The organism is Gracilibacillus kekensis, from assembly GCF_900143085.1.
In the GTDB taxonomy this organism is placed as follows: Bacteria; Bacillota; Bacilli; order Bacillales; family Amphibacillaceae; genus Gracilibacillus; species Gracilibacillus kekensis.
On the sequence record NZ_FRCZ01000006.1, the window covers coordinates 106,744 to 129,117 of the forward strand.

A 22,374-nucleotide genomic window follows, 5' to 3' on the forward strand; every position below is an offset into this window, starting at 1 on the left:
TCTAGCTCCGAACGTCCAGAAACTAGGCGACTTCACGAATCGCCCTACGATAAAGAAGACTTGCCGATTGGTGAAAACAGAGGCTTAGTTGCACTTATGCCTTCAGGTGAAAGTCATCATCGGCTCGCTTTTCTCAGTGATTCCTTTATCTCAGTTGATTCTGAAGTCGCTACGTTTCTAAGCGGGCGCTCTACGCTTTTCTTAATATTTCACAAAGAAATGAGGGGTTTCAATGGTGCAGGTCGGTGTTATTATGGGAAGTATTTCAGATTGGGAAACGATGAAGCATACTTGTGACATGCTTGAAGAACTAGAAATTAGTTATGAGAAAGAGGTAATCTCCGCACATCGTACACCTGAAGACATGTTCGCTTATGCTGAGAAAGCTCGTGACAGAGGGTTAAAAGTGATCATCGCGGGTGCTGGAGGCGCAGCGCATTTGCCGGGTATGGTTGCTTCTAAAACTACTTTGCCAGTAATCGGTGTACCAGTTAAAACAAGCACAATGAGTGGACTTGATTCCCTGTATTCGATTGTGCAAATGCCAGGTGGAGTTCCAGTAGCAACCGTAGCAATTGGTAAAGCTGGTGCTAAAAATGCTGGTATTCTTGCCACCCAAATAATCGGTACATCTAACGAAAAAGTTGCCAAACGTCTAGAAAACTATCAAGATCAAATGAAACAAAAAGTAGCAGAAATGAGGGACCAACTTGCAGACCAATAAATTATTATTCGGATCTACCATTGGAATTATTGGCGGTGGACAACTGGGACGAATGATGACGACAACTGCCAAACATATGGGATATCGCGTTATTGTTTTAGATCCTACTCCAGATTGCCCTACCGCACAAGTTGCAGATAAGCAAATTGTAGCTGCATATGATGACCTAGAAGCAGTCAAACAATTGACAGAGAAAAGCGATGTCGTGACCTATGAATTTGAAAATGTCGATTTAAAGGCGGCTCAAATTTTAGAAGAGGCCGGTATTCTTCCTCAGAGTGCTAACTCACTAAAAGTCACCCAAGATCGTGAATTGGAGAAAAAAGCAATGGTTGACAGTAATCAGCCAGTTGCCGATTTCGCGATTGTGTCAACAACCGAAGAGTTACAAACCGCAGTTGAACGAATCGGTTATCCTTCTGTAGCCAAAACATGTCGAGGTGGCTACGATGGCAAAGGTCAAATCAAGCTTTCTAGTCCAAATGATTTGCAAGAGGCTTCTGAAATGCTAGATTCCGTTGATCGCTTAATTATTGAAAAATGGGTACCTTTTGATAAAGAAATCTCGATTGTGTTCACAAGAACGAAATCAGGAGAGATGACCTATTTCCCTGTTGCCGAGAACAAGCACCGTGATCACATTTTACATGCCACAATTGCACCTGGCCTTGTGTCGGAACAAATTTCTGAGAAAGCTACACACGCAGCAAAAGCTATTGCCGAAACAATCGATGTTGTTGGAACATTCGCTATTGAAATGTTTGTCTGTGGTGAAGAGATTCTCATTAATGAATTAGCACCACGCCCACACAATTCCGGCCATTATACGATCGAAGCATGTAATGTTTCTCAATTTGAACAGCATATTCGAGCAATTTGTGGTTTGCCGCTGATCCCAGTTCACGCTCATGGGGGTGCCGTAATGGTCAATTTGCTTGGTAAAGATGTCGAACCCTTTTTTAATCAATTAGAAGACAATCCTTCTGCACATATTCACATGTACGGCAAAGCCGAAAACAAGCCACTTAGAAAAATGGGACATGTAACATTTATTGGGGACAATCCATTAAACATATATAATGAACTAGTAGAAAAAAAGATAATCGAAAACTAGGAGGAAACATTCATGATCGAACGTTATACAAGAGAAGAAATGGGAAAGATTTGGACAGATGAGAACCGCTTTAATGCGTGGCTTGAGGTGGAAATTTTAGCATGTGAAGCATGGAGTGAGTTAGGTATCATTCCGAAAGTAGATGTAAAAGAAATAAGAGCAAATGCCTCATTTAATATTGATCGTATTTTTGAAATTGAACAAGATACACGTCACGATGTAGTGGCATTTACTCGTGCGGTTTCCGAAACGCTAGGTGATGAAAAGAAATGGGTGCATTACGGCTTAACCTCAACAGATGTAGTCGATACGGCACTCTCCTATATGTTAAAACAAGCCAATCAAATTATCCGTCGCGATATCGTAAACTTCATTGACATTTTAAAAGAAAAAGCGATCGAACATAAAAACACCGTAATGATGGGACGTACTCATGGTGTACATGCAGAACCTACCACATTTGGTCTGAAGCTGGCGCTTTGGTATGAAGAAATGAAACGTAATTTAGAGCGTTTTGATGCAGCGGCCAAAGTGATCGAGACTGGTAAACTATCAGGCGCAGTAGGTACCTACGCGAATATCGATCCTTTTGTAGAAAAATTTGTTTGTGAAAAATTAGGCTTACAAGCTGCACCAGTTTCGACACAAACACTGCAACGTGACCGTCATGCCCAATATTTATCAGCACTAGCGCTTGTTGCAAGCTCGATTGAAAAATTCGCGACAGAAATTCGCGGACTACAAAAAACAGAAACACGTGAAGTGGAAGAGTTCTTTGCAAAAGGTCAAAAAGGATCTTCTGCAATGCCACATAAACGTAACCCGATCGGTTCGGAAAATATGACAGGTATGGCGCGTGTCATCCGTGGTTACATGATGACAGCGTACGAGAACGTTTCGTTATGGCATGAACGTGATATTTCTCATTCATCTGCAGAACGTGTTATTTTACCGGATGCGACGATTGCACTTAATTATATGCTGAATCGTTTTGGCAATATCGTGAAAAACTTAACGGTATTTCCTGAGAATATGAAACGTAATATTGATCGTACCTATGGTGTTATTTTCTCTCAACGTGTATTACTTTCCTTAATTGATCAAGGGATGAGTCGTGAAGAGGCATATGATATTGTACAACCAAACGCAATGAAAGCATGGGAAACCGCAACACCATTCCGTCAGTTAATCGAACAGGAAGAACGGATTACCAGTACATTATCAAAAGAGCAATTAGATGATTGCTTTGATTATACCTATCATTTAAAAAATGTCGATCAAATCTTCAAAAAAATCGGCTTAGCCTAAGGAGCGTGTAACGAGATGAAGGACAAGTTGTTATATGAAGGAAAAGCGAAGCAAGTGTTCACCGTCAAAGATCAGCCAGAATTGTTAGTCCTTTCTTATAAGAATGATGCAACAGCTTTTAATGGAGAAAAAAAAGCAGAATTCCAAGGTAAAGGCCGTTATAACAATCTGATTTCTGCCAAAGTATTTGAATACTTACATCACCACGGTGTCAGTAGTCATTTTAAAGAAGCCTTAAATGAAACCGAGCAATTGGTTGAAAAGACAACGATCATTCCATTAGAGGTAGTGGTGCGAAATGTGGCGGCAGGTAGTATTGTTCGCCGCACAGGGATCGAAGAAAAAACGATTTTTTCACCGCCACTAGTTGAACTTTTTTATAAAAAAGATGAGCTTGGTGATCCACTGATTAACGATGAGCATGCCTTACTTTTAACAGATGCTACAGAGGCAGACCTCAAGCAAATTAAAGATATGGCGCGCCAAGTGAACGAACAATTGCAAAGCTTTTTCAAAGAAATCAATTTACAGCTTGTCGACTTCAAACTCGAATTTGGACGAAATGCACAAGGAGAAATTGTGTTATCAGATGAGGTAAGTCCAGATACATGCAGACTATGGGACATTGCAACAGGCGAAAAAATGGATAAAGACGTGTTTCGCGAAGATCTAGGAGATTTAGTCACTGTATATGACAATATTTTATCAAGACTGGAGGCAAAACAATGAAACTAGTAAAAGTACACATCACATTAAAAGAGGGTGTTTTAGACCCACAGGGAAAAGCAGTACAGGGATCTTTAAATACATTAGGCTATGACAATGTACAAGAAGTTCGTGTAGGTAAATATCTTGAATTAACGGTAACTGATGATGCCAATATTGAGAAAGAAATTGAAGATATGTGTAATAAGTTACTTGCTAACCCAGTTATTGAAAATTACTCCTATACAGTGGAAGAGGGGGTTACACAGTGAAATTTGCTGTCGTTGTCTTCCCAGGCTCCAATTGTGACCGTGATATGTACTATGCGGCAAAAGATGCACTAGGAGAAGAAGCAGATTTAGTATGGTATCAGGAAGCAAACCTTGATGGATATGATGCGATTCTAATCCCTGGTGGATTCAGTTATGGTGATTATCTTCGTTCTGGTGCGATTGCATCTACTTCTGATATCGTCAAGCAATTACGCACACAAGCAGAGAAAGGTATTCCGATTCTTGGTGTCTGTAATGGATTCCAGATTCTATTAGAGTCTGGCTTACTTCCAGGTGCGATGCTACGAAACCAAAATTTAAAATTCATGTGCCATTTTGAAAACTTAGTTGTTGAAAATAATGACACTCTTTTTACATCAAAATATCAAAAAGGTGAAGTTGTCTCAATTCCAATTGCCCATCATGATGGAAACTACTATTGTGATGAAGAGACACTTGCTAAATTAAAAGAAAATAACCAAATTGTATTTTCTTATCAAAATAATCCGAACGGTTCTGTGGCAGATATAGCCGGAATCATCAATGAACAAGGAAATGTGTTAGGAATGATGCCACACCCAGAACGTGCAGTAGAAGCTATTTTAAATAGTGATGATGGCTTCAAACTATTCCAATCAATGTTAGAAAACTGGAGGGAACGTTATGTTGCAGGCGCCTGAATTGAGTCCAGAACAAGTAGAACAAGATAAAGTCTATCAGGAAATGGGCTTAACAGATAAAGAATATGACATGATCAAAAACATTATGGGTCGACGTCCAAACTTCACGGAAATCGGCATTTTTTCGGTAATGTGGTCAGAACATTGCAGTTATAAAACGTCGAAACCTTTACTAAGCAAATTCCCAACGGAAGGTCCTCAAGTTGTGCAAGGGCCTGGTGAAGGCGCTGGTGTGGTAAATATCGGTGATGGTCAAGGTGTTGTATTTAAAGTCGAAAGTCATAATCACCCTTCAGCAGTTGAGCCATATCAAGGTGCTGCAACAGGTGTTGGTGGTATTATTCGTGACGTATTTTCGATGGGAGCTCGACCAATCGCTTCCTTAAACTCCTTACGCTTCGGTAACTTAAACACAGGACGCGTGAAATACCTTTTCGATGAGGTTGTTCATGGTATTGCTGGTTACGGAAACTGTGTAGGAGTACCTACAGTAGGTGGAGAAGTCCAATTTGATGATTGTTATGAAGGAAATCCACTTGTGAATGCAATGTGTGTTGGTTTAATTGATACCAAGGATATTCAAAAGGGAATTGCCGCTGGACTAGGTAACACGATCATGTATGTTGGCTCTAAAACAGGACGTGATGGTATTCACGGTGCAACATTTGCTTCTGAGGATTTATCAGAAGACTCTGAAAGCAAACGTTCCAATGTGCAAGTCGGTGACCCTTTTATGGAGAAGTTATTAATTGAAGCATGTTTAGAAGTGATTCACTCAGATGCATTAGTTGGTATTCAGGACATGGGTGCTGCTGGTCTTACCTCTTCAGCAAGTGAAATGGCAAGTAAGGCTGGCATGGGGATGGAAATGAACTTAGATCTTATTCCACAACGTGAAGAAAACATGACCGCCTATGAGATGATGCTGTCAGAATCACAAGAACGTATGCTTTTATGTGTTAAAAAAGGGGAAGAGCAGGAAATCGTTGATATTTTCAAAAAATATGACTTGGAAGCTGTAGCGGTAGGTGAAGTAACCGGTGATAAAATGTTCCGCTTATTGCATAAAGGTGACGTTGTAGCAGATATTCCTGTTGATAACTTAGCAGAGGATGCACCTATTTTTCATAAAGAATCGAAAGTTCCTCACATTTATGAAGAATATCAAAAGATGCCTGCCTACAAACCAGATGTTACCGATCATGCAGAAACGTTGAAACAATTATTACAGCAGCCAACGATCGCAAGTAAAGAATATATCTATGATCAATACGACTCAATGGTACAAGCAAATACCGTTTTCTCACCAGGATCAGATGCTGCAGTGGTTCGAGTGCGTGGTTATGATAAGGCGATAGCGATGACAACCGATTGTAATTCACGTTATATTCACTTAGATCCTGAAGTAGGCGGTAAGATTGCCGTTGCAGAAGCTGCTCGTAACATTGTTGCATCTGGTGCAAAGCCACTTGCTTTAACAGATGGCTTAAACTTCGGAAATCCAGATAAACCAGAAAACTTCTGGCAAATGGAAAAAAGTGTGGAAGGTATGAGTGCCGCAAGCTTACGTCTTAATACACCAGTTATTAGTGGGAACGTATCACTTTACAATGAATCAAATGGTCAAGCAATATTTCCAACACCAGTAGTAGGTATGGTCGGTTTACATCAATCTTTATCAGATATAACGCCATCTCATTTTCAACATGAAGGTGATCTTGTCTATGTGATTGGTGAGACGAAAGCAGAATTTGGTGGTAGTGAATTGCAAAACCTTTTAGAAGGAAAGTATTTTGGAAAAGCTCCAGCAATTGATCTAGATACAGAAGCAAAACGCCAGGAGCAGTTACTGGATGCCATTCAGGCAGGGCTTGTTTCCTCTGCTCATGATCTAGCAGAAGGTGGATTGGGCGTTGCCGTTGCGGAATGTCTATTTAATGGAAAAGGATTAGGTGCAGAGCTTCAAGTAGAAGGCGATGTGACGAGTGCATTATTTAGTGAATCACAATCACGATTCTTAGTATCGATTCCAGAAGGTAAACGCCAGGCATTTGAAGCAAAAGTAGAAGATGCAAGATTGTTAGGAACAGTAACTTCGTCTAATAGACTAGTAGTACGAAATGGTGACAAGGAAGCAATCACTGAAGACGTAGAATCATTACAACAGCTATGGAAAGGAGCTATCCCGTGCTTGCTGAAATCAAAGGCTTAAACGAAGAATGTGGTGTATTTGCGATCTGGGGACATGAAAAGGCAGCTGAAATGACGTATTATGGTCTTCATGCTCTCCAGCATCGTGGACAAGAGGGTGCAGGGATTGTCACGACAGATGGTGAAAAACTGAACGTCCATAAAGGTGTCGGTTTAATTAATGATGTTTTTTCTGAAGGGGAAGTTTCACGCTTAACCGGGCATGCAGCGGTAGGTCATGTCCGTTATGCGACACAAGGTGGCGGTGGATTTGAAAACGTCCAGCCACTTGTGTTCCGTTCTCAAACAAATAGTATGGCACTGGCTCATAACGGTAATTTAGTGAATGCCCATCAATTAAAAAGCCAATTAGAAGCACAAGGTAGTATTTTGCAAACTACTTCAGATACAGAAGTAATTGCCCACTTAATTAAACGAAGTGGAAATGTACCGATGGAAGATGCGATTAGTTCAGCGCTAGGCATGATCAAAGGTGCTTATGCATTTTCAATTTTAACAGAAGATCAGCTATTTATTGGCTTAGATCCACGTGGATTGCGTCCTTTATCGATTGGTCGTCTCGGTGATGCTTATGTGGTTGCTTCTGAAACTTGCGCATTTGATTTGATTGGTGCAACCTATGAGAGAGAAGTGTATCCAGGTGAATTAATTATCATTGATGAAGATGGCTTTCGTACGAGACAATTTACTTCTCCAATGGAGCGTACGCTTTGCTCGATGGAATACGTATATTTCTCCCGTCCAGATAGTGATTTGAATGAGACAAATGTCCATGCAAGTCGTAAAACAATGGGGAAACAACTTGCGACAGAGTCACCAGTAGAAGCCGATGTCGTAACAGGTGTACCTGATTCCAGTATCTCTGCTGCCATTGGATTTTCAGAAGCAACTGGAATTCCATATGAACTCGGATTAATTAAAAACCGTTATGTCGGCAGAACGTTTATTCAACCATCACAGGAACTGCGAGAACAAGGTGTGAAAATGAAACTATCAGCAGTACGGGGTATTGTCGATGGAAAACGAGTTGTTATGGTAGATGATTCGATTGTTCGTGGTACCACGAGCCGACGTATCGTTCGTTTATTAAAAGAAGCAGGCGCAACTGAAGTGCATGTTCGAATTGCCTCTCCCCCAATTCAAAATCCATGTTATTATGGAATAGACACGTCAACCAAAGGTGAATTGATCGCAGCGAATCATTCATTAGAAGATATGCGTGAAATCATCGGTGCCGACAGCTTATCCTTTTTGTCTACAGAAGGCTTGGAAGCATCGATTGTAGCAGATCGTGATCGCAGGCAGCATGGTGTCTGTCAAGCTTGTTTCACTGGTAATTATCCGACGGAAATTTATCCAGATACGGTGATCCCTGCTTATAAAGAGTAAAGTGGCCATAAAACGGTGGAAAGTGGCCATAAAATGTTAAGAAGTGACCATAAAAGTAGAAAAAGTGGCCATAAAAAGCCTAGAAGTGGCCATAAAACCATCAAAAGTGGCCATAAAACTTGCAGGCATAAAAAGGAGTTCAATTAATGAGTGATATCTACAAAGATGCCGGAGTCGATGTACATGCAGGCTATCAGGCAGTCGATTTAATGAAAAAGCATATCGCAAAAACAAATCGCCCCGAAGTAATCGGTGGCGTTGGAGCATTTGCAGGCCTTTTTGATTTAAGTAAATTCTCATATGAAGAACCAGTATTAGTTTCAGGAACAGATGGTGTCGGAACAAAGCTAAAGCTTGCCATTGAAATGAATAAACATGACACTGTCGGCATTGATTTAGTGGCGATGTGTGTCAATGATATCGTTGCTCAAGGTGCCGATCCACTATTTTTCCTGGATTATATCGCATGTGGTAAAAATCAACCGGAAAAAATTGAACAAATCGTCAAAGGCATCACTGACGGTTGTGTTCAAAGTAATGCCGCATTAATTGGTGGTGAAACAGCGGAAATGCCGGGGATGTATGGTGATGATGACTATGATCTAGCAGGCTTTGTAGTCGGAATCGCTGATAAACAACAAATCATCACAGGCGATAGCATTCAAGCAGGAGATAAAGTGATTGGCCTTGCCTCCTCTGGAGTGCATTCCAATGGTTTTTCACTCGTTCGGAAAATTATAGAAGATAAAGGTCTCAACTACCAAGCACACATCGAAGAACTATCAACCACACTAGGGGAAGCTCTTTTAGAACCAACCAAAATCTACACGAAAGCAATACAACAATTAAAGTTGGATCTGACAATTAAGGGGATTAGTCACGTAACCGGCGGTGGTTTTTATGAAAATCTACCACGTGCATTACCTGAAGGTTTCGGTGTAAATATTCAAAAAGGATCATGGCAAAAGCCGGCTGTTTTTGATTATTTACAAAAACAAGCAGATCTAAAAGAAGAAGATATGTATGGCGTATTTAACATGGGGATCGGAATGGCAGTAATCGTTGATGGACATGAAGCGGATATGGCACTCCAATTGTTAGAAGATATCGGTGAACAGGCATATGTGATCGGTGAGGTTACAACAGAAACAGGGGTGACATTTTCCAATGACTAAAATAGCAGTATTCGCGTCAGGAACCGGAAGTAATTATGACGCCATTATAGAAGCAGAAAAAAATGGTGTAATGGATGCAGAAGTAGCACTACTTGTGTGTGATACACCTAATGCAAAAGTGTTAGACAAGGCAAATGAGTATGGTACGCCAACATTTGCGTTTGATCCAAAACAATATCGAAACAAAGAAATGTTTGAAGCGAAGCTAGTAGAAATACTCCAATTAGAAAAGGTCGACTTAATCGTCTTAGCAGGATATATGCGATTGATCGGAGAAACATTACTACGTCCGTTCGAAGGGAAAATCATTAATATTCATCCATCCCTTTTGCCATCGTTTCCAGGACTAGATGCGGTTGGACAAGCATTTGATGCAGGAGTAAAAGTATCTGGGGTAACCATTCATTATGTAGATGAAGGAATGGATACCGGAAAGATTATTGCGCAAGCACCTGTTCAAATTGAAGATGATATGACTAGAGAAGACTTACAAAAAGCCGTTCATCAGGTGGAACATACGCTATATCCTGCAACGATTCAGAAATTGATTACGAGAGGAGAATAACGTTGAAAAAACGTGCTCTATTAAGTGTATCGGACAAAAGCAATTTAGTTCCTTTTGCTAAAGGATTAGACAAATTAGGATATGAATTAATCTCTACTGGTGGAACATTAAAAGCTTTAAAAGAAGCGGATTTACCAGCAAAAGCTGTTTCAGAAATTACAGGTTTTGAAGAAATTTTAGATGGCCGCGTAAAAACGTTGCATCCCTATATTCATGCAGGATTGCTAGCACGTCGTGATGAAGAATCACATGTGAAACAACTAGCTGAACGTGATATTGCACCAATTGATGTCGTAGTCGTTAACCTTTATCCATTTAAAGAAACGATTGCAAATCCTGATGTGACAGAAGAAGACGCAATTGAAAACATTGATATTGGTGGACCAACGATGTTGCGAGCAGCATCTAAAAACTTCCGTGATGTGACAGTAGTAGTCGATCCAACTGACTATGATGCTGTGCTTGACAATCTCGGAGACAACGGCGGCACAGCGGAATTCCGCAAAACATTAGCCGCAAAAGTATTCCGTCATACGGCAAATTATGATGCGATAATCGCGAACTATTTTGTTGATATTACAGATGAAGAAGACCCTGAAACAGTGACCCAAACGTTTGAAAAGGTTCAATCACTAAGATATGGTGAGAACCCACATCAAAAAGCAGCTTTCTATAAAGAAGGCAATGTTAAAGGTGCATCAATTGCTAACGCCAAACAATTACATGGCAAGGAATTATCGTATAACAATATTCAGGATGCCAATGCAGCTTTAGAAGTGGTATTAGAATTTGCTGATCAGCCTGCAGCTGTTGCGGTAAAACATATGAATCCATGTGGAGTTGGAATTGGTGAAACAATTTCAGAAGCTTATCAAAAAGCATACCAGGCAGACCCTGTCTCGATTTTCGGTGGTATTGTCGCACTTAATCGTGAGGTAGACGAAGCAACAGCAGATCAATTAAAAGATATTTTCTTAGAAATTGTGATTGCGCCAAGCTTTTCTGAAAAAGCAATTGAGATCCTAACGGTAAAGAAAAACATTCGTTTACTAGAAACACCAATGGAAATCAATGAAACAGATACTAAAAAAGTAGTCAGTGTGATCGGTGGACTACTAGTGCAAGATCGTGATAATGGCAAAATTTTAGCAAATGATCTTGAAGTGGTAACCGATCGTAAACCAGATGCCAAAGAAATCGATGAATTGCTATTTGCGTGGAAAGTTGTAAAACACGTGAAATCAAATGCAATTGTTGTAGCAAAAAGCGATCAAACATTAGGTGTTGGCGCTGGACAAATGAATCGTGTCGGAGCTGCCGCAATTGCCTTTGAACAAGCAGGTGAAAAAGCCCAAGGTGCTGTGATGGCATCAGACGCCTTCTTCCCGATGCCAGATACAGTTGAAAATGCAGCAAAAGCAGGTATCAAAGCAATTATTCAACCAGGTGGATCGAAGCGTGATCAAGATTCAATTGATGAATGTAACAAACATGGTATCGCAATGGTATTAACAAAAATGCGTCACTTTAAGCATTAAAGCGGAGGATTCTCAACAAGTTGAGAATCCTTTCCTATATTCGATATATAAGGAGGCTCTCCCATGAAAGTATTAGTAATCGGCGGTGGCGGTCGTGAGCATATCATTGTCAAAAAATTAAAGGAAAGCAAACGCGTCACAGAAATCTTCGCAGCACCAGGCAACGGAGGTATTGCAGAAGAAGCAACCTGTGTACCGATAAAAGACGATGCCATCGAAAAATTAGTATCTTTTGCCTTAGAACAGCAAATCGATTGGACAATTGTTGGCCCAGAAGTCCCTTTAACAAAAGGTGTTGTTGATGCATTCCGTAATCAGAATTTAAAAGTATTCGGTCCAACAAGAGATGCAGCGATTATCGAAGGAAGTAAAGATTTTGCCAAAGCATTTATGCAGCAATATGATATTCCAACAGCAAAATATCAGACATTTACCGATGTAGAAAAAGCAAAAGCATACATAAAACAAGAAGGCGCACCAATCGTTGTCAAAGCAGACGGACTTGCAGCAGGTAAAGGTGTGGTCGTTGCCATGACAGATCAAGAAGCACTTGATGCTGTAGAAAATATGTTAATTGATAATAAGTTTGGTGATGCCGGCAGCAGAGTAGTAATTGAAGAGTACTTAGAAGGTAAAGAATTCTCCCTTTTCGCTTTCGTTGATGGAGAAAACGTCTATCCAATGGTGCCAGCTCGCGATCATAAGCGCGCCTACGATAATAATGAAGGACCAAATACAGGCGGTATGGGTGCTTTTTCTCCAGTAGCAGATCTTGATCCGCAACATGTCGAGTATACTGTTGAAAAAATCTTAAAGCCTGTTGCCAAGGGCATGAAGAAAGAAGGTCGAAAGTATACGGGAGTTCTCTATGGTGGGTTAATTGAAACAAAAGAGGGACCAAAAGTAATAGAATTTAACGCGAGATTCGGTGACCCAGAAACACAAGTAGTCCTTCCATTACTGGAAAATGATTTAATCCAAGTAATAGAAGATGTGACATCTGGTAAGGATCCACAACTAAAATGGAAAGATGGATATGCGATAGGAACAGTTGTCGCATCCAAAGGGTATCCAGGATCCTATGCAAAAAATGTGAAGCTTCCGGATTTAGATACGAACAACCACGATGTCTACGTGATTCATGCAGGGACTGCTCGATCCGAAGATGGCAACTTCCACTCCACAGGTGGCAGAGTCCTTCTCATTGGTTCTCTGCAAAATAGCCCAGAAAAAGCACAGACCGAAATTTATAACTACCTCACACGTTTCGATTCGTCTGATGATTTCTTTTATCGCAAAGATATCGGTTTTTCAAAATGATACTTTTGTTTTAAGCACCACAGTTGATGAAAACTGTGGTGCTTTTAAATGCAAGAAGAAACGGCGCATCTGCAAGAAGAGGATCGGATATGCTAGTAAAAGGATTAGCTCTCACCAAGTATTTCACATAAGAAATTCTTAGGGGAAGAGATTCATCTCGAAACAACAATTTTGACAAACAACAGTTACTAAAGTATAATTACTTACATAAAGTAAGTTAATTACAGGAGGACAATTATGAAATTTCATCAGAAACCGAACACGTATGTAAGTCACGTAAAAATTAATGTACAAGATTTATATAGATCAATCCAATTTTATCAACAAACTCTAGGATTTGACATTTTAGAAAAAACAGATACACAAGCAATATTAACTGCTGACGGCAATACGAGTATCCTATCTTTAGAACAGCCAAAGAATGCAGAACCAAAACAAGCAAGAACAACAGGTCTATATCACTTCGCCATACTATTACCTAACCGTGCGGATCTTGCTAATTTTGTATTCCATTGTATCGAAAATAATGTCAGATTGGGCTCATCCGATCACCTCGTCAGTGAGGCACTGTATTTCAATGATCCTGATGGAAATGGAATTGAAGTTTATATTGATAAAGATCCTGAAACATGGACTTGGCAAAATGATCAAGTAGCGATGGCTGTTGATCCATTAGATTTTGAAGATTTATTAAAAGAAGGTCAGCAAGGCGCATGGCAAGGTTTACCTGCCCAAACCTTAATGGGACATATTCATCTACATGTGGCAAATATGGCCGAAACAAAGACTTTTTATGAAAAAGGGTTAGGTTTCGAAACAGTTTCTCGATTCGGCGATCAAGCGTTATTTATCTCTACAGGTAAGTATCATCATCACATTGGATTAAACACATGGAACGGTGTTGGTGCACCACCACCATCAGAAAATAGTGTAGGGCTTGCGTCTTATACTCTTACTTATCCAAGTAAACAAGCATTAGACGAGGTTGTATTCAACTTAACAGCAATTGGAGTACCTGTAGAACAAGAACAAAAACAAATAATTATTAAAGATCCTTCCAAAAATAACATTATAATAACCTACTAATTTTAAAAGCTACTCAATTATTACAGTTGAGTAGCTTTTTTGCATTTCAAACAAATAGACCGAAAATTCGCATACAAAAATGATGGATTCAGATCTTTCAATTGTTATAATTAGTATATAATGGAAAAAAGGGGGGGTGCTATTTTGAAAAAAATGATGATAGCTCTTAGTAGTTTAATGTTAGTAGCAATGGTCTTCCTAATTATAGTTTATGAAGGTCGAGAACCTTTACTTTCGCCAGAAGCAAAAATAATAAAAACACAGCAAACGGAAGTTACTTCTGATCCTGAAAGGCAACCGTTAAAAGTAATTGAGACACCTAGTGAAACTGACTACTCCTTACAAAATGATCAACTTCATATCACACATGATAATGGAGATACGTGGCACAAAGTCCCAATTGAAATAGAACATCTTTTTGCAGGAGAATATCAAGGTAATAGGCAAGAACTAATCGGTGGTAGTTATGAAATGACGGAAGAATATACGGCTTTCCTCTATTCAGAAGGTGAAGATTGGCAATATCAAACGATTAAAATAACCTATACAGATGACAAAGGTAAAACATGGAAAGAAAGTATAGTGAAAGACGAAGCACTAGCCATGCGTTTTAGAAAAATCGATATAACAAATGACGGATTTTGGACTGTTATTTTTACGTTTGATCGCACGATGTCGCAGGAAGCATCTGCTATTTATCTATCAAATGATCAAGGAGAGAATTGGCAGTCTATAAGCACACCAGATTCAACAAGACTTGTGGCAGATGGGGGCTTTATCGACCAAAATACAGGATTTATTTCGTACGGTACGCTTAATCCCGATGCGCCAACAAGTTTATATGTTACAAATGATCAAGGAGAAACATGGGAACAGTCTGTATTTAATATGCCAAATAAGTATGAAGAAGTATTTGTAATAGCAAAATCCCCAATAGAAAAAGAGGATCACTTAGAACTAATTATGGAACAGGGGCCAAATGGTGACTATTATAGAAATGGTTTGATAAAAGCAAAGTTTATCTCAAAAGATAACGGCCAAACTTGGGAGTTTGTTGAGGAGGTAGAGCCAGAAAATGAAGAAATGGGTTAAAATTATAGGGATTCTAATTTTTTTAATTGCAGTTGCAATTTTTTGTTTGCAATTAGGTAGTTTTATAGCTCAACCTCTTTATCAAGCAGAGTATATTGATAACCGCTTGTTCTACTTATTTAATATAATCATTGTGCTTAGTCTTGGAATAAGTATGTTACTACTGCTTTCGCTAAATAAAAGGCGAATAACTATAATTGTTACTATAGGAATCATTATGACAGCAATAAATGTCTACTTGATGTATGAAAGTAATCAAGGAATAAAAAATATTACAAGTGTGTCGCCAAGTGGGGAAGAAGTGTTTGCTATTAAAAGTAATACATACACTGGAGAAGCGACATATTATCGCAGTTATTTTCGAATATTAGGCCGACCTCATAAAGAATTATCACAGGTTATTGAGAAGGGTGGACCAATCAATTGGTTAACGGATGATATTGCGGTTTTTACTTACCTTGATAAAAATCAACATATTCAGCAATTTGTCGGGACATATGGTGATCGTCAGGATGGCAGGTCATATTATTATGTTGGCAGTCAAATACGTGGTAATTGGCAAGGAGAAAATACACGAGTTATCGCTAATTCAGATGGTATTACCATCATGCAACAGGGCAACGATCATTTTTTTGATTGGGATCATGTACAACAATATGGAACATTAGCAATTGTTTTGTCAGAAAATGACCAAGCAAAATGGACGATTGCTCTAGGGGCGGATTTTTCATTTGATGATCATACACCAGAGCCTCCTACTGGTGAAATTATTTTGTATAAAGCTAAGTTAAAAAATACTGAAGCAATTGCTTTAGAATACATAGGTGAAGCACAATCTATGCAATAATCTATGATAAACTAAAACTATAATCTTCTTAGGAGGGATCAACTTGGTGCGTAATATTCAGTCAAAAGTGCGTGAAACCAATCGATTATTACGACAAAAATCCTTACACACGATTCTGGAACAATTAGATAACCAAGTAATGGAATTAACAAAAAAGGATCGGCGAAAAAAATACAATAAAATGAAGCAGGATGCATATAGCTTTTTCCGAGGCAGTGCCTATCTGTTCTATTATGATCTTACCAAAATACCATTTAGCTTCCATACAAAGGAAGAAAAATCAACATGGATAATGGGTGACATGCATTTCGATAATTTTAGTAGTTTTCAAGATGAGGCAGGAAACCTTGTCTTTGATGTAGACGATTTTGATGAAGGCTACCTTGGGTCCTATTTATATGATGTTTTAAGAATGGTCGTTAGTATTCGTTTACTAGCAGAACAACAGGGAGTGACAGAGCAAGATGATCAGGATGAGTTAGTTATTTCCTTTTTAAACACTTATCGAAAACAAATCAAAAAGTTTGCGAAACGTGAAGAAGACCCGACGCAACTTCATTTTACAAGAGATAATACCAAAGGGCCGATCAAAAAGACATTGGAAAAACTGGGAGAACGCAAAGATACACATGAATTGCATAAACAAACGATCCTTAATGAACAACGGGAAAGAGAGTTTAATCGAGACAAGGAAAAATTAGAAGAAGTTACGACAAGAGAGTATAAAGAAATCACTCGGAATTGGCATAACTATTTAGACTCACTACCGACTGATTTATATAAAGGTGAGCAACATTATCAGATAAAAGACATTGTTAAGAAAACAGGATCTGGTGTCGCATCGACAGGTTTAAAAAGGTATTATGTGTTAATCGAAGGAGTTCATAGTGAGGATCATGATGATGTTATATTAGAGGTGAAAGAAGCACGTCCAGCAGTACCAGCATATTTTCTACCTTATAACGAAATGTTTTGGAGCAAATATCCACATCAAGGAGAGCGAGTAGTCGCGACCCAAAAAGCAATGCATCATCAAGCAGATGCTTATCTAGGTTACTTCTCGATCGGAAAACGTGAATTTTATGTAAGGGAGAGATGTGCTTATGATAAAGATATTTCCCTTAAGCATTTAAGCGAGTTAAAACCAATCAAACAGTCGGTGAAGATCATGGGGAAAATCGCAGCGAAGATTCATGCTAGAGCTGATCAAGATATTCAAGAAGATTTATTAGACTATCATAGTGAAGATGAGATTCATAACATGATTAAAGAAAACAAAGATGCTTTTATTCATGAGCTTGTGCTATGGTCACGTTTTTATAAAGAACAAGTAGAAAAAGATTATGCGTTATTTTTGGATTGGTTAAAAACTTATTATTACAAAAATAATTAAAAGGAGCCTTTAAAGAGATGTCTGACGCACACAAAAAAGAAGCGCCAAGCTCAGTAAGATGCAAAATAATTACCGTTAGTGATACACGGACAAAAGAGACAGATAAAAGTGGACAATTAATGTGCCACTTTTTAGAGCAAAATAATCATCAAGTAGCTGCACACCAAATCGTAAAAGACGTACAGAATGAAATCAAATTAGCAATAGAGGATGGAATTACCCAATCCAACATTGATGCGATTTTAATCAATGGTGGAACAGGAATTGCCAAAAGAGATGTCACCATTGAAGTAGTGGAGAACTTGCTGGATAAACCAATGCCAGGCTTTGGAGAAATATTTCGAGTTCTAAGCTACCAAGAGGATATCGGTTCCGCTGCAATCCTTTCACGAGCAACAGCAGGTGTTATCCAGGATAAAGCTGTTTTTGCAACACCAGGCTCATCAGGAGCTGTAAAATTAGCAATGGAAAAGTTAATTATCCCAGAGCTTGGCCATGTGATGAGAGAAATCAATAAAGACTTATAGACCATTGTTTTAATCAAAACCAAAGGTGGCATTTAGGATGAGGAAAAGGAAATTAGAAGAAATCAATCTTATTATTGAAAAAAACCGTAAATTAGCGAATGAAACGATTTACAAATCCTTGCCACCTAAGAGACGAAAAAGATCATGGACCAGAACACTTGGGGAATGAGAGGCTCTCGACGAAATTGCGGTAGCTAGTTGGAAAAAAGCTGAAGCAGAAGGCAAAATAAAGCGAATATCGAAAAGGAAAATGTATTATGATTACCGCTGAAAAAAAACTATTAGGTGGATTAACAGTTGAAATATACACTCGAAATGACTATCAAACACATGATATTGATACGCACTAAAAAAAGTATCTTGAATTAAGTCTTTTGTCTGTCCATGGTCGCTAAGTATATAAATTTATCATACCAATCATGTAAACGGTCGAGTTGCAAGCTCCCTATTCCTTTCTGTTCCAACTAACCTAACAGCGGATGATTGTTTGAAAAGTTACACACTAATAAAAAAATCACCCAATCTATTTGAGTGATTCATTCCTCTCTTCTGTATATCCCACTTTTGCCACCTGTTTTCTCTACTAAATAAGTTTGACCAATAATCATTCCTTTGTCGACGGCTTTACACATGTCATAAACCGTTAATGCCGTTACAGAAGCAGCCGTTAATGCCTCCATTTCAACACCAGTACTTCCCTTTGTCTTTGCTTCAACCGTTATAACCAATTCATATGTATCCTTATCCTGCACCCAATCGAACTGAATATTTACGCCACTCAATGGCAACGGGTGACACATTGGGATAATCGTCGAAGTCTGTTTAGCTGCCATAATCCCCGCTACTTGTGCAACAGAGAGGACATCGCCCTTACCAATGGTCTGGTCGATTATTTTTGAATATATTTCTTTGTTGACAAAAATGCTAGAGCGAGCAATAGCAGTCCTGCTTGTCACTTTTTTATCGGATATATCGACCATTTTGGCTCTGCCTTGTTCATTGATATGTGAAAAATCTGTCATCTACATCACCAACCTTTTTCCTCTCATTATACTATATTTAAAGAGTACATCCAGCTGTGAGGTTTCTCACTTTCTAATATTAGCGCTCTAAGTTAACATGTTATAATAGTAAGATACAAGTATAGAAAGGTTTTAGAAAATGAATAAACGTTGTATAGCATATGTTTTGTCGGCCGTTCTTCTACTCGCAGGCTGCCAATCTAAAGAACAGGAAATTACCATATCTGCAGCAGCTTCACTTACAGATGTGTTAGAAGAAGTTGTCATTTTATTTGAACAAGAATATCCTTCTATACAAATATCTCTTAACCTGGGAGGATCGGGAGCCTTGAGTCAGCAGATCATTCAGGGAGCACCAGCTGATATTTTCTTATCTGCTTCTATCGATAAATTTGATCTTGTACGACATGAGGGATTATTAGATGGACAATTTATCCAACCTCTAGTAATGAATAAATTGGTTTGGATTCAAGCAAAAGGAACAACTTCTTTCAAAACAATTGATCAGATCAACCGCATTGCAATAGGTACACCGGAATCCGTACCGGCCGGCAAGTATGCAAAAGAAGCATTTACAGACATCGAGATTTTCACAAAGCTAGAAAGCAAGTTCGTATATACGAAAGATGTAAGACAAGTTCTTCAATATGTAGAGACAGAAAATGTGGATGCAGGCATTGTATATCAAACAGATGCAGAAATATCTGAAGCAGTACAAATTAATAAAGAATTACCATTAGGAGAATATGATCCGATTATCTATCCAGTTGGTATTTTAAAGGAAACCCAACAAAAAGAGGCTGCGGAGACATTTTATCGATTCTTACAAACTGAAGAAGTGATTGAACTATTTAAACAATATGGATTTTTAGAAATAGATGGTGACATAGATGGAAGCATTTTTTCAACCAATTAAATTATCTCTAATTGTTTCGTTGATTGCACTAATCATTGTTTCTACAATTGGAATTACCATTGCATTTGTAATGGCGAAAAAACAATTCAAAGGAAAAGTTTGGATCGAAACGGTACTGTTATTACCAATTGTCTTGCCTCCTACTGTGATTGGATTTATCTTAATTATGCTATTTGGTCAAAATGGTATATTAGGAGAATTGACTAAATTCCTTTTCAATCAGACACTGATGTTTACTATTTGGGCAGCAGTTATTGCAGCAGTAGTTGTCGCTTTTCCACTTATGTATCAATCGGTTAAGACGGGTTTGTCTTTTGTCGATCACCATATCGAAGACGCCGCTAGAGTCGATGGTGCTAATGAATGGAAGGTATTCCGTTTTATTACACTGCCACTTATCCAAAAGTCTATCTTGTCGGGAACGATTCTTAGCTTTGCGCGAGCACTAGGGGAATTTGGTGCTACTTTAATGTTTGCTGGTAATATTCCTGGGCGGACCCAGACAATACCAATGGCGATATATGTTGCTTTTGAATCGAACAACATGGCATTAGCTTGGACATGGGTAATGTCTATTATTGTCGTATCATTTATTATGTTGCTTTTTTTACGTAAATCTGCCTAAAAAAAAGTCATAAATTTGTAAATAACTCACAATGCAAACGCTATCAATCCATGATAAAATGAGGAGAAATGAAAAAGAAGATGAGGAGATTATAATGAATGATCATTTATATAGATGGAGAAATAAAGAAATTCGTAAGCAAGTAGCTGTGATTGATGAAAAAGAACCCCCAACTTTGGTATTAAAGAATGCATACTATTTGAATGTCTTTATGCGAAAATGGTTGGAAGCTCATATCTGGATATATCGTGATCGTATTGTGTATGTAGGGTCCCGATTACCTGACTCACTTGTAGATGTCGAGGTTGTTGACTGTACAGGAAAATATATCGTACCTGGTTATATTGAACCACACGCACATCCGTTTCAACTTTATAACCCTTATGAATTAGCTATGTATGCCGGACAAACAGGAACAACAACATTGATGAATGACAACTTACCATGGCTTTATTTAACCAACAGGGAGAAAGCGTTTACATTGCTTGAAGATTTTATGAAATTACCAGTATCGATGTATTGGTGGGCACGGTTTGATTCACAGTCCGAGATAAATGAAGAACAGGAAATTTTTAATGACGAAGAAGTTCATGCCTGGCTGCAACATGAGGCAGTTGTACAAGGAGGAGAACTCACGGCATGGCCACAGGTTTTACGCGATGATGACCGTATTTTATATTGGATGCAAGAAGCGAAACGACTCAGAAAGCCTGTAGAAGGGCATTTTCCAGGTGCTTCAGAGAAAACATTGGTGAAATTAAAGTTGCTAGGTGTAAGCTCTGATCATGAAGCTTTGTCTGGAGAAGAAGTCTTTAATCGTATCTCAATGGGTTATCGGGTGGGTTTACGTAATTCTTCCGTCCGACCTGATTTAGAAAAGTTGTTAGTAGAATTACAGGAATTAGGTATCAACTCCTATGATTTCTTAACAATGACAACGGATGGCTCAACACCTGCCTTTTATAAAAAAGGCATTATTAATCAGTGTATTCAAATCGCTATTGATAGTGGCGTACCAGAGATTGAAGCCTATATGATGGGGACCTATAATGCTGCTGAGCAATTTCATTTAGAAGAGAGATTAGGAGGAATTGCCCCTGGACGTGTTGCGCATTTGAATATATTGACAACATCTGATAATGCTACACCTGAATCGGTGATATCAAAAGGAAAATGGCTAAAAAAAGACGGCGAGTTAGTAAACCAAGATGTTGATATTAATTGGGAAAAATACGGATTAGGTAAACTTGAATTAGACTGGCAGTTAACGGAACGTGATCTGCAATTTTCAATGCCTGTCGGATTAAAAATGGTGAACGATGTCATTATGAAACCATATCCGATTGCTATTGATGCAAATACGGAAAAAATAATAAATTCTACGGAAGAATCTTTTCTAATGTTAGTAGATCGAGAAGGTGACTGGCGTGTGAATACGATTATCAAAGGATTTACCAAAACACTTGGGGGGCTAGCCAGTTCTTATTCTCTTACAGGAGACATTGTTTTAATTGGAAAAAGTAAATCCGATTTATTACTCGCTTTTTCTAGAATGAAGGAAATTGGTGGCGGAATCGTATTAGTTCATGAAGGGGAAGTCATTTTCGAATTGCCACTAACAATAGCTGGAATGATGTACGACGGAAGTATGCCGGATCTAATGGTGGAAGATCAAAAATTGAAAGATATATTGATTGAACATGGCTATCAGTATCAAGATCCACCATACAACTTGCTATTTTTATCATCGATGCATTTGCCATTCGTTCGGATAACACCATTAGGGATTATTGATGTAAAGAAAAAAGATATCTTATTTCCAGCGATTATGCGATGATTTTTTGTTATACTATAAATAGTTCAAT

The 22,374-nt window shown here is 38.6% G+C and carries 22 protein-coding genes; 21 read left to right on the forward strand and 1 reads right to left on the reverse strand.

The features are described from left to right. The first annotated feature begins 232 nt into the window (after nt 1-232). From purE to BUC25_RS19710, 18 genes are all read left to right on the forward strand, one after another. Nucleotides 233-724: a 5-(carboxyamino)imidazole ribonucleotide mutase gene (gene purE / locus BUC25_RS14335; RefSeq protein ID WP_073202581.1), complete on the forward strand. Its 492-nt coding sequence runs from the start codon at nt 233-235 to the stop codon at nt 722-724. Continuing rightward, nucleotides 711-1,838 carry a 5-(carboxyamino)imidazole ribonucleotide synthase gene (gene purK / locus BUC25_RS14340; RefSeq protein WP_073202582.1) on the forward strand — a complete coding sequence of 376 codons (1,128 nt, stop codon included), beginning with the start codon at nt 711-713 and terminating at the stop codon, nt 1,836-1,838. Before purE ends, purK begins: the two co-directional genes overlap by 14 nt. Before the next feature lie 12 nt (nt 1,839-1,850). Beyond that, nucleotides 1,851-3,146, forward strand: coding sequence for an adenylosuccinate lyase (gene purB, locus BUC25_RS14345; protein WP_073202583.1), 1,296 nt, complete (start codon nt 1,851-1,853; stop codon nt 3,144-3,146). Between the two features lie 15 nt (nt 3,147-3,161). Beyond that, nucleotides 3,162-3,875: a phosphoribosylaminoimidazolesuccinocarboxamide synthase gene (gene purC, locus BUC25_RS14350; protein WP_073202584.1), complete on the forward strand. Its 714-nt coding sequence runs from the start codon at nt 3,162-3,164 to the stop codon at nt 3,873-3,875. Continuing rightward, nucleotides 3,872-4,123 carry a phosphoribosylformylglycinamidine synthase subunit PurS gene (gene purS, locus BUC25_RS14355; RefSeq protein ID WP_073202585.1) on the forward strand — a complete coding sequence of 84 codons (252 nt, stop codon included), beginning with the start codon at nt 3,872-3,874 and terminating at the stop codon, nt 4,121-4,123. The genes purC and purS overlap by 4 nt, the downstream gene beginning before the upstream one ends. Continuing rightward, nucleotides 4,120-4,803 (forward strand): phosphoribosylformylglycinamidine synthase subunit PurQ, encoded by a 684-nt coding sequence (purQ, locus tag BUC25_RS14360; RefSeq protein WP_073202586.1) that lies wholly within the window; start codon nt 4,120-4,122, stop codon nt 4,801-4,803. The genes purS and purQ overlap by 4 nt, the downstream gene beginning before the upstream one ends. After that, entirely contained in the window at nt 4,787-7,015 is a 2,229-nt protein-coding gene (gene purL, locus BUC25_RS14365) for a phosphoribosylformylglycinamidine synthase subunit PurL (protein WP_073202587.1), read from the forward strand. The genes purQ and purL overlap by 17 nt, the downstream gene beginning before the upstream one ends. Then, nucleotides 6,991-8,403, forward strand: coding sequence for an amidophosphoribosyltransferase (purF, locus tag BUC25_RS14370; RefSeq protein ID WP_073202588.1), 1,413 nt, complete (start codon nt 6,991-6,993; stop codon nt 8,401-8,403). Before purL ends, purF begins: the two co-directional genes overlap by 25 nt. A gap of 146 nt (nt 8,404-8,549) precedes the next feature. Further along, the gene (purM, locus tag BUC25_RS14375; RefSeq protein WP_073202589.1) at nt 8,550-9,578 is read left to right on the forward strand and encodes a phosphoribosylformylglycinamidine cyclo-ligase; all 1,029 of its coding nucleotides are present in this window, start codon (nt 8,550-8,552) and stop codon (nt 9,576-9,578) included. Next, nucleotides 9,571-10,143, forward strand: a complete 573-nt coding sequence (purN, locus tag BUC25_RS14380; RefSeq protein ID WP_073202590.1) for a phosphoribosylglycinamide formyltransferase — start codon at nt 9,571-9,573, stop codon at nt 10,141-10,143. The genes purM and purN overlap by 8 nt, the downstream gene beginning before the upstream one ends. 2 nt (nt 10,144-10,145) lie before the next feature. Continuing rightward, nucleotides 10,146-11,681 (forward strand): bifunctional phosphoribosylaminoimidazolecarboxamide formyltransferase/IMP cyclohydrolase, encoded by a 1,536-nt coding sequence (gene purH / locus BUC25_RS14385; protein WP_073202591.1) that lies wholly within the window; start codon nt 10,146-10,148, stop codon nt 11,679-11,681. Between the two features lie 63 nt (nt 11,682-11,744). Continuing rightward, a complete protein-coding gene (gene purD, locus BUC25_RS14390) occupies nt 11,745-13,001 on the forward strand; it encodes a phosphoribosylamine--glycine ligase (protein ID WP_073202592.1) in 1,257 nt (418 codons plus the stop codon). A 237-nt stretch (nt 13,002-13,238) separates the two neighbouring features. Continuing rightward, nucleotides 13,239-14,087 (forward strand): VOC family protein, encoded by an 849-nt coding sequence (locus BUC25_RS14395; RefSeq protein ID WP_073202593.1) that lies wholly within the window; start codon nt 13,239-13,241, stop codon nt 14,085-14,087. A 153-nt stretch (nt 14,088-14,240) separates the two neighbouring features. After that, complete coding sequence (locus BUC25_RS14400) at nt 14,241-15,179, forward strand: WD40/YVTN/BNR-like repeat-containing protein (RefSeq protein ID WP_244535200.1); 939 nt, start codon at nt 14,241-14,243, stop codon at nt 15,177-15,179. Next, nucleotides 15,163-16,026, forward strand: coding sequence for a hypothetical protein (locus tag BUC25_RS14405; RefSeq protein ID WP_073202595.1), 864 nt, complete (start codon nt 15,163-15,165; stop codon nt 16,024-16,026). Before BUC25_RS14400 ends, BUC25_RS14405 begins: the two co-directional genes overlap by 17 nt. 46 nt (nt 16,027-16,072) lie before the next feature. Next, nucleotides 16,073-17,419: a DUF2252 domain-containing protein gene (locus BUC25_RS14410; protein WP_073202743.1), complete on the forward strand. Its 1,347-nt coding sequence runs from the start codon at nt 16,073-16,075 to the stop codon at nt 17,417-17,419. Between the two features lie 17 nt (nt 17,420-17,436). Next, nucleotides 17,437-17,946, forward strand: a complete 510-nt coding sequence (locus tag BUC25_RS14415; RefSeq protein ID WP_073202596.1) for a MogA/MoaB family molybdenum cofactor biosynthesis protein — start codon at nt 17,437-17,439, stop codon at nt 17,944-17,946. A 37-nt stretch (nt 17,947-17,983) separates the two neighbouring features. Next, a complete protein-coding gene (locus BUC25_RS19710; RefSeq protein ID WP_280174062.1) occupies nt 17,984-18,115 on the forward strand; it encodes a hypothetical protein in 132 nt (43 codons plus the stop codon). A gap of 367 nt (nt 18,116-18,482) precedes the next feature. On the opposite strand, the gene moaC is transcribed toward BUC25_RS19710, so the two are convergent. Continuing rightward, on the reverse strand, nt 18,483-18,968 hold the full coding sequence (moaC, locus tag BUC25_RS14420) for a cyclic pyranopterin monophosphate synthase MoaC (RefSeq protein ID WP_073202597.1): 486 nt from the start codon (nt 18,966-18,968) through the stop codon (nt 18,483-18,485). Between the two features lie 139 nt (nt 18,969-19,107). Between moaC and modA the strand changes: the two genes are divergently transcribed. The 3 genes from modA to BUC25_RS14435 all read left to right on the forward strand — a co-directional run bounded on the left by modA (nt 19,108) and on the right by BUC25_RS14435 (nt 22,346). Further along, entirely contained in the window at nt 19,108-19,884 is a 777-nt protein-coding gene (gene modA / locus BUC25_RS14425) for a molybdate ABC transporter substrate-binding protein (protein WP_073202598.1), read from the forward strand. Beyond that, entirely contained in the window at nt 19,859-20,509 is a 651-nt protein-coding gene (gene modB, locus BUC25_RS14430) for a molybdate ABC transporter permease subunit (protein WP_073202599.1), read from the forward strand. Before modA ends, modB begins: the two co-directional genes overlap by 26 nt. 94 nt (nt 20,510-20,603) lie before the next feature. Next, nucleotides 20,604-22,346: an adenine deaminase C-terminal domain-containing protein gene (locus BUC25_RS14435; RefSeq protein WP_073202600.1), complete on the forward strand. Its 1,743-nt coding sequence runs from the start codon at nt 20,604-20,606 to the stop codon at nt 22,344-22,346. The last annotated feature ends 28 nt before the right edge of the window (nt 22,347-22,374 follow it).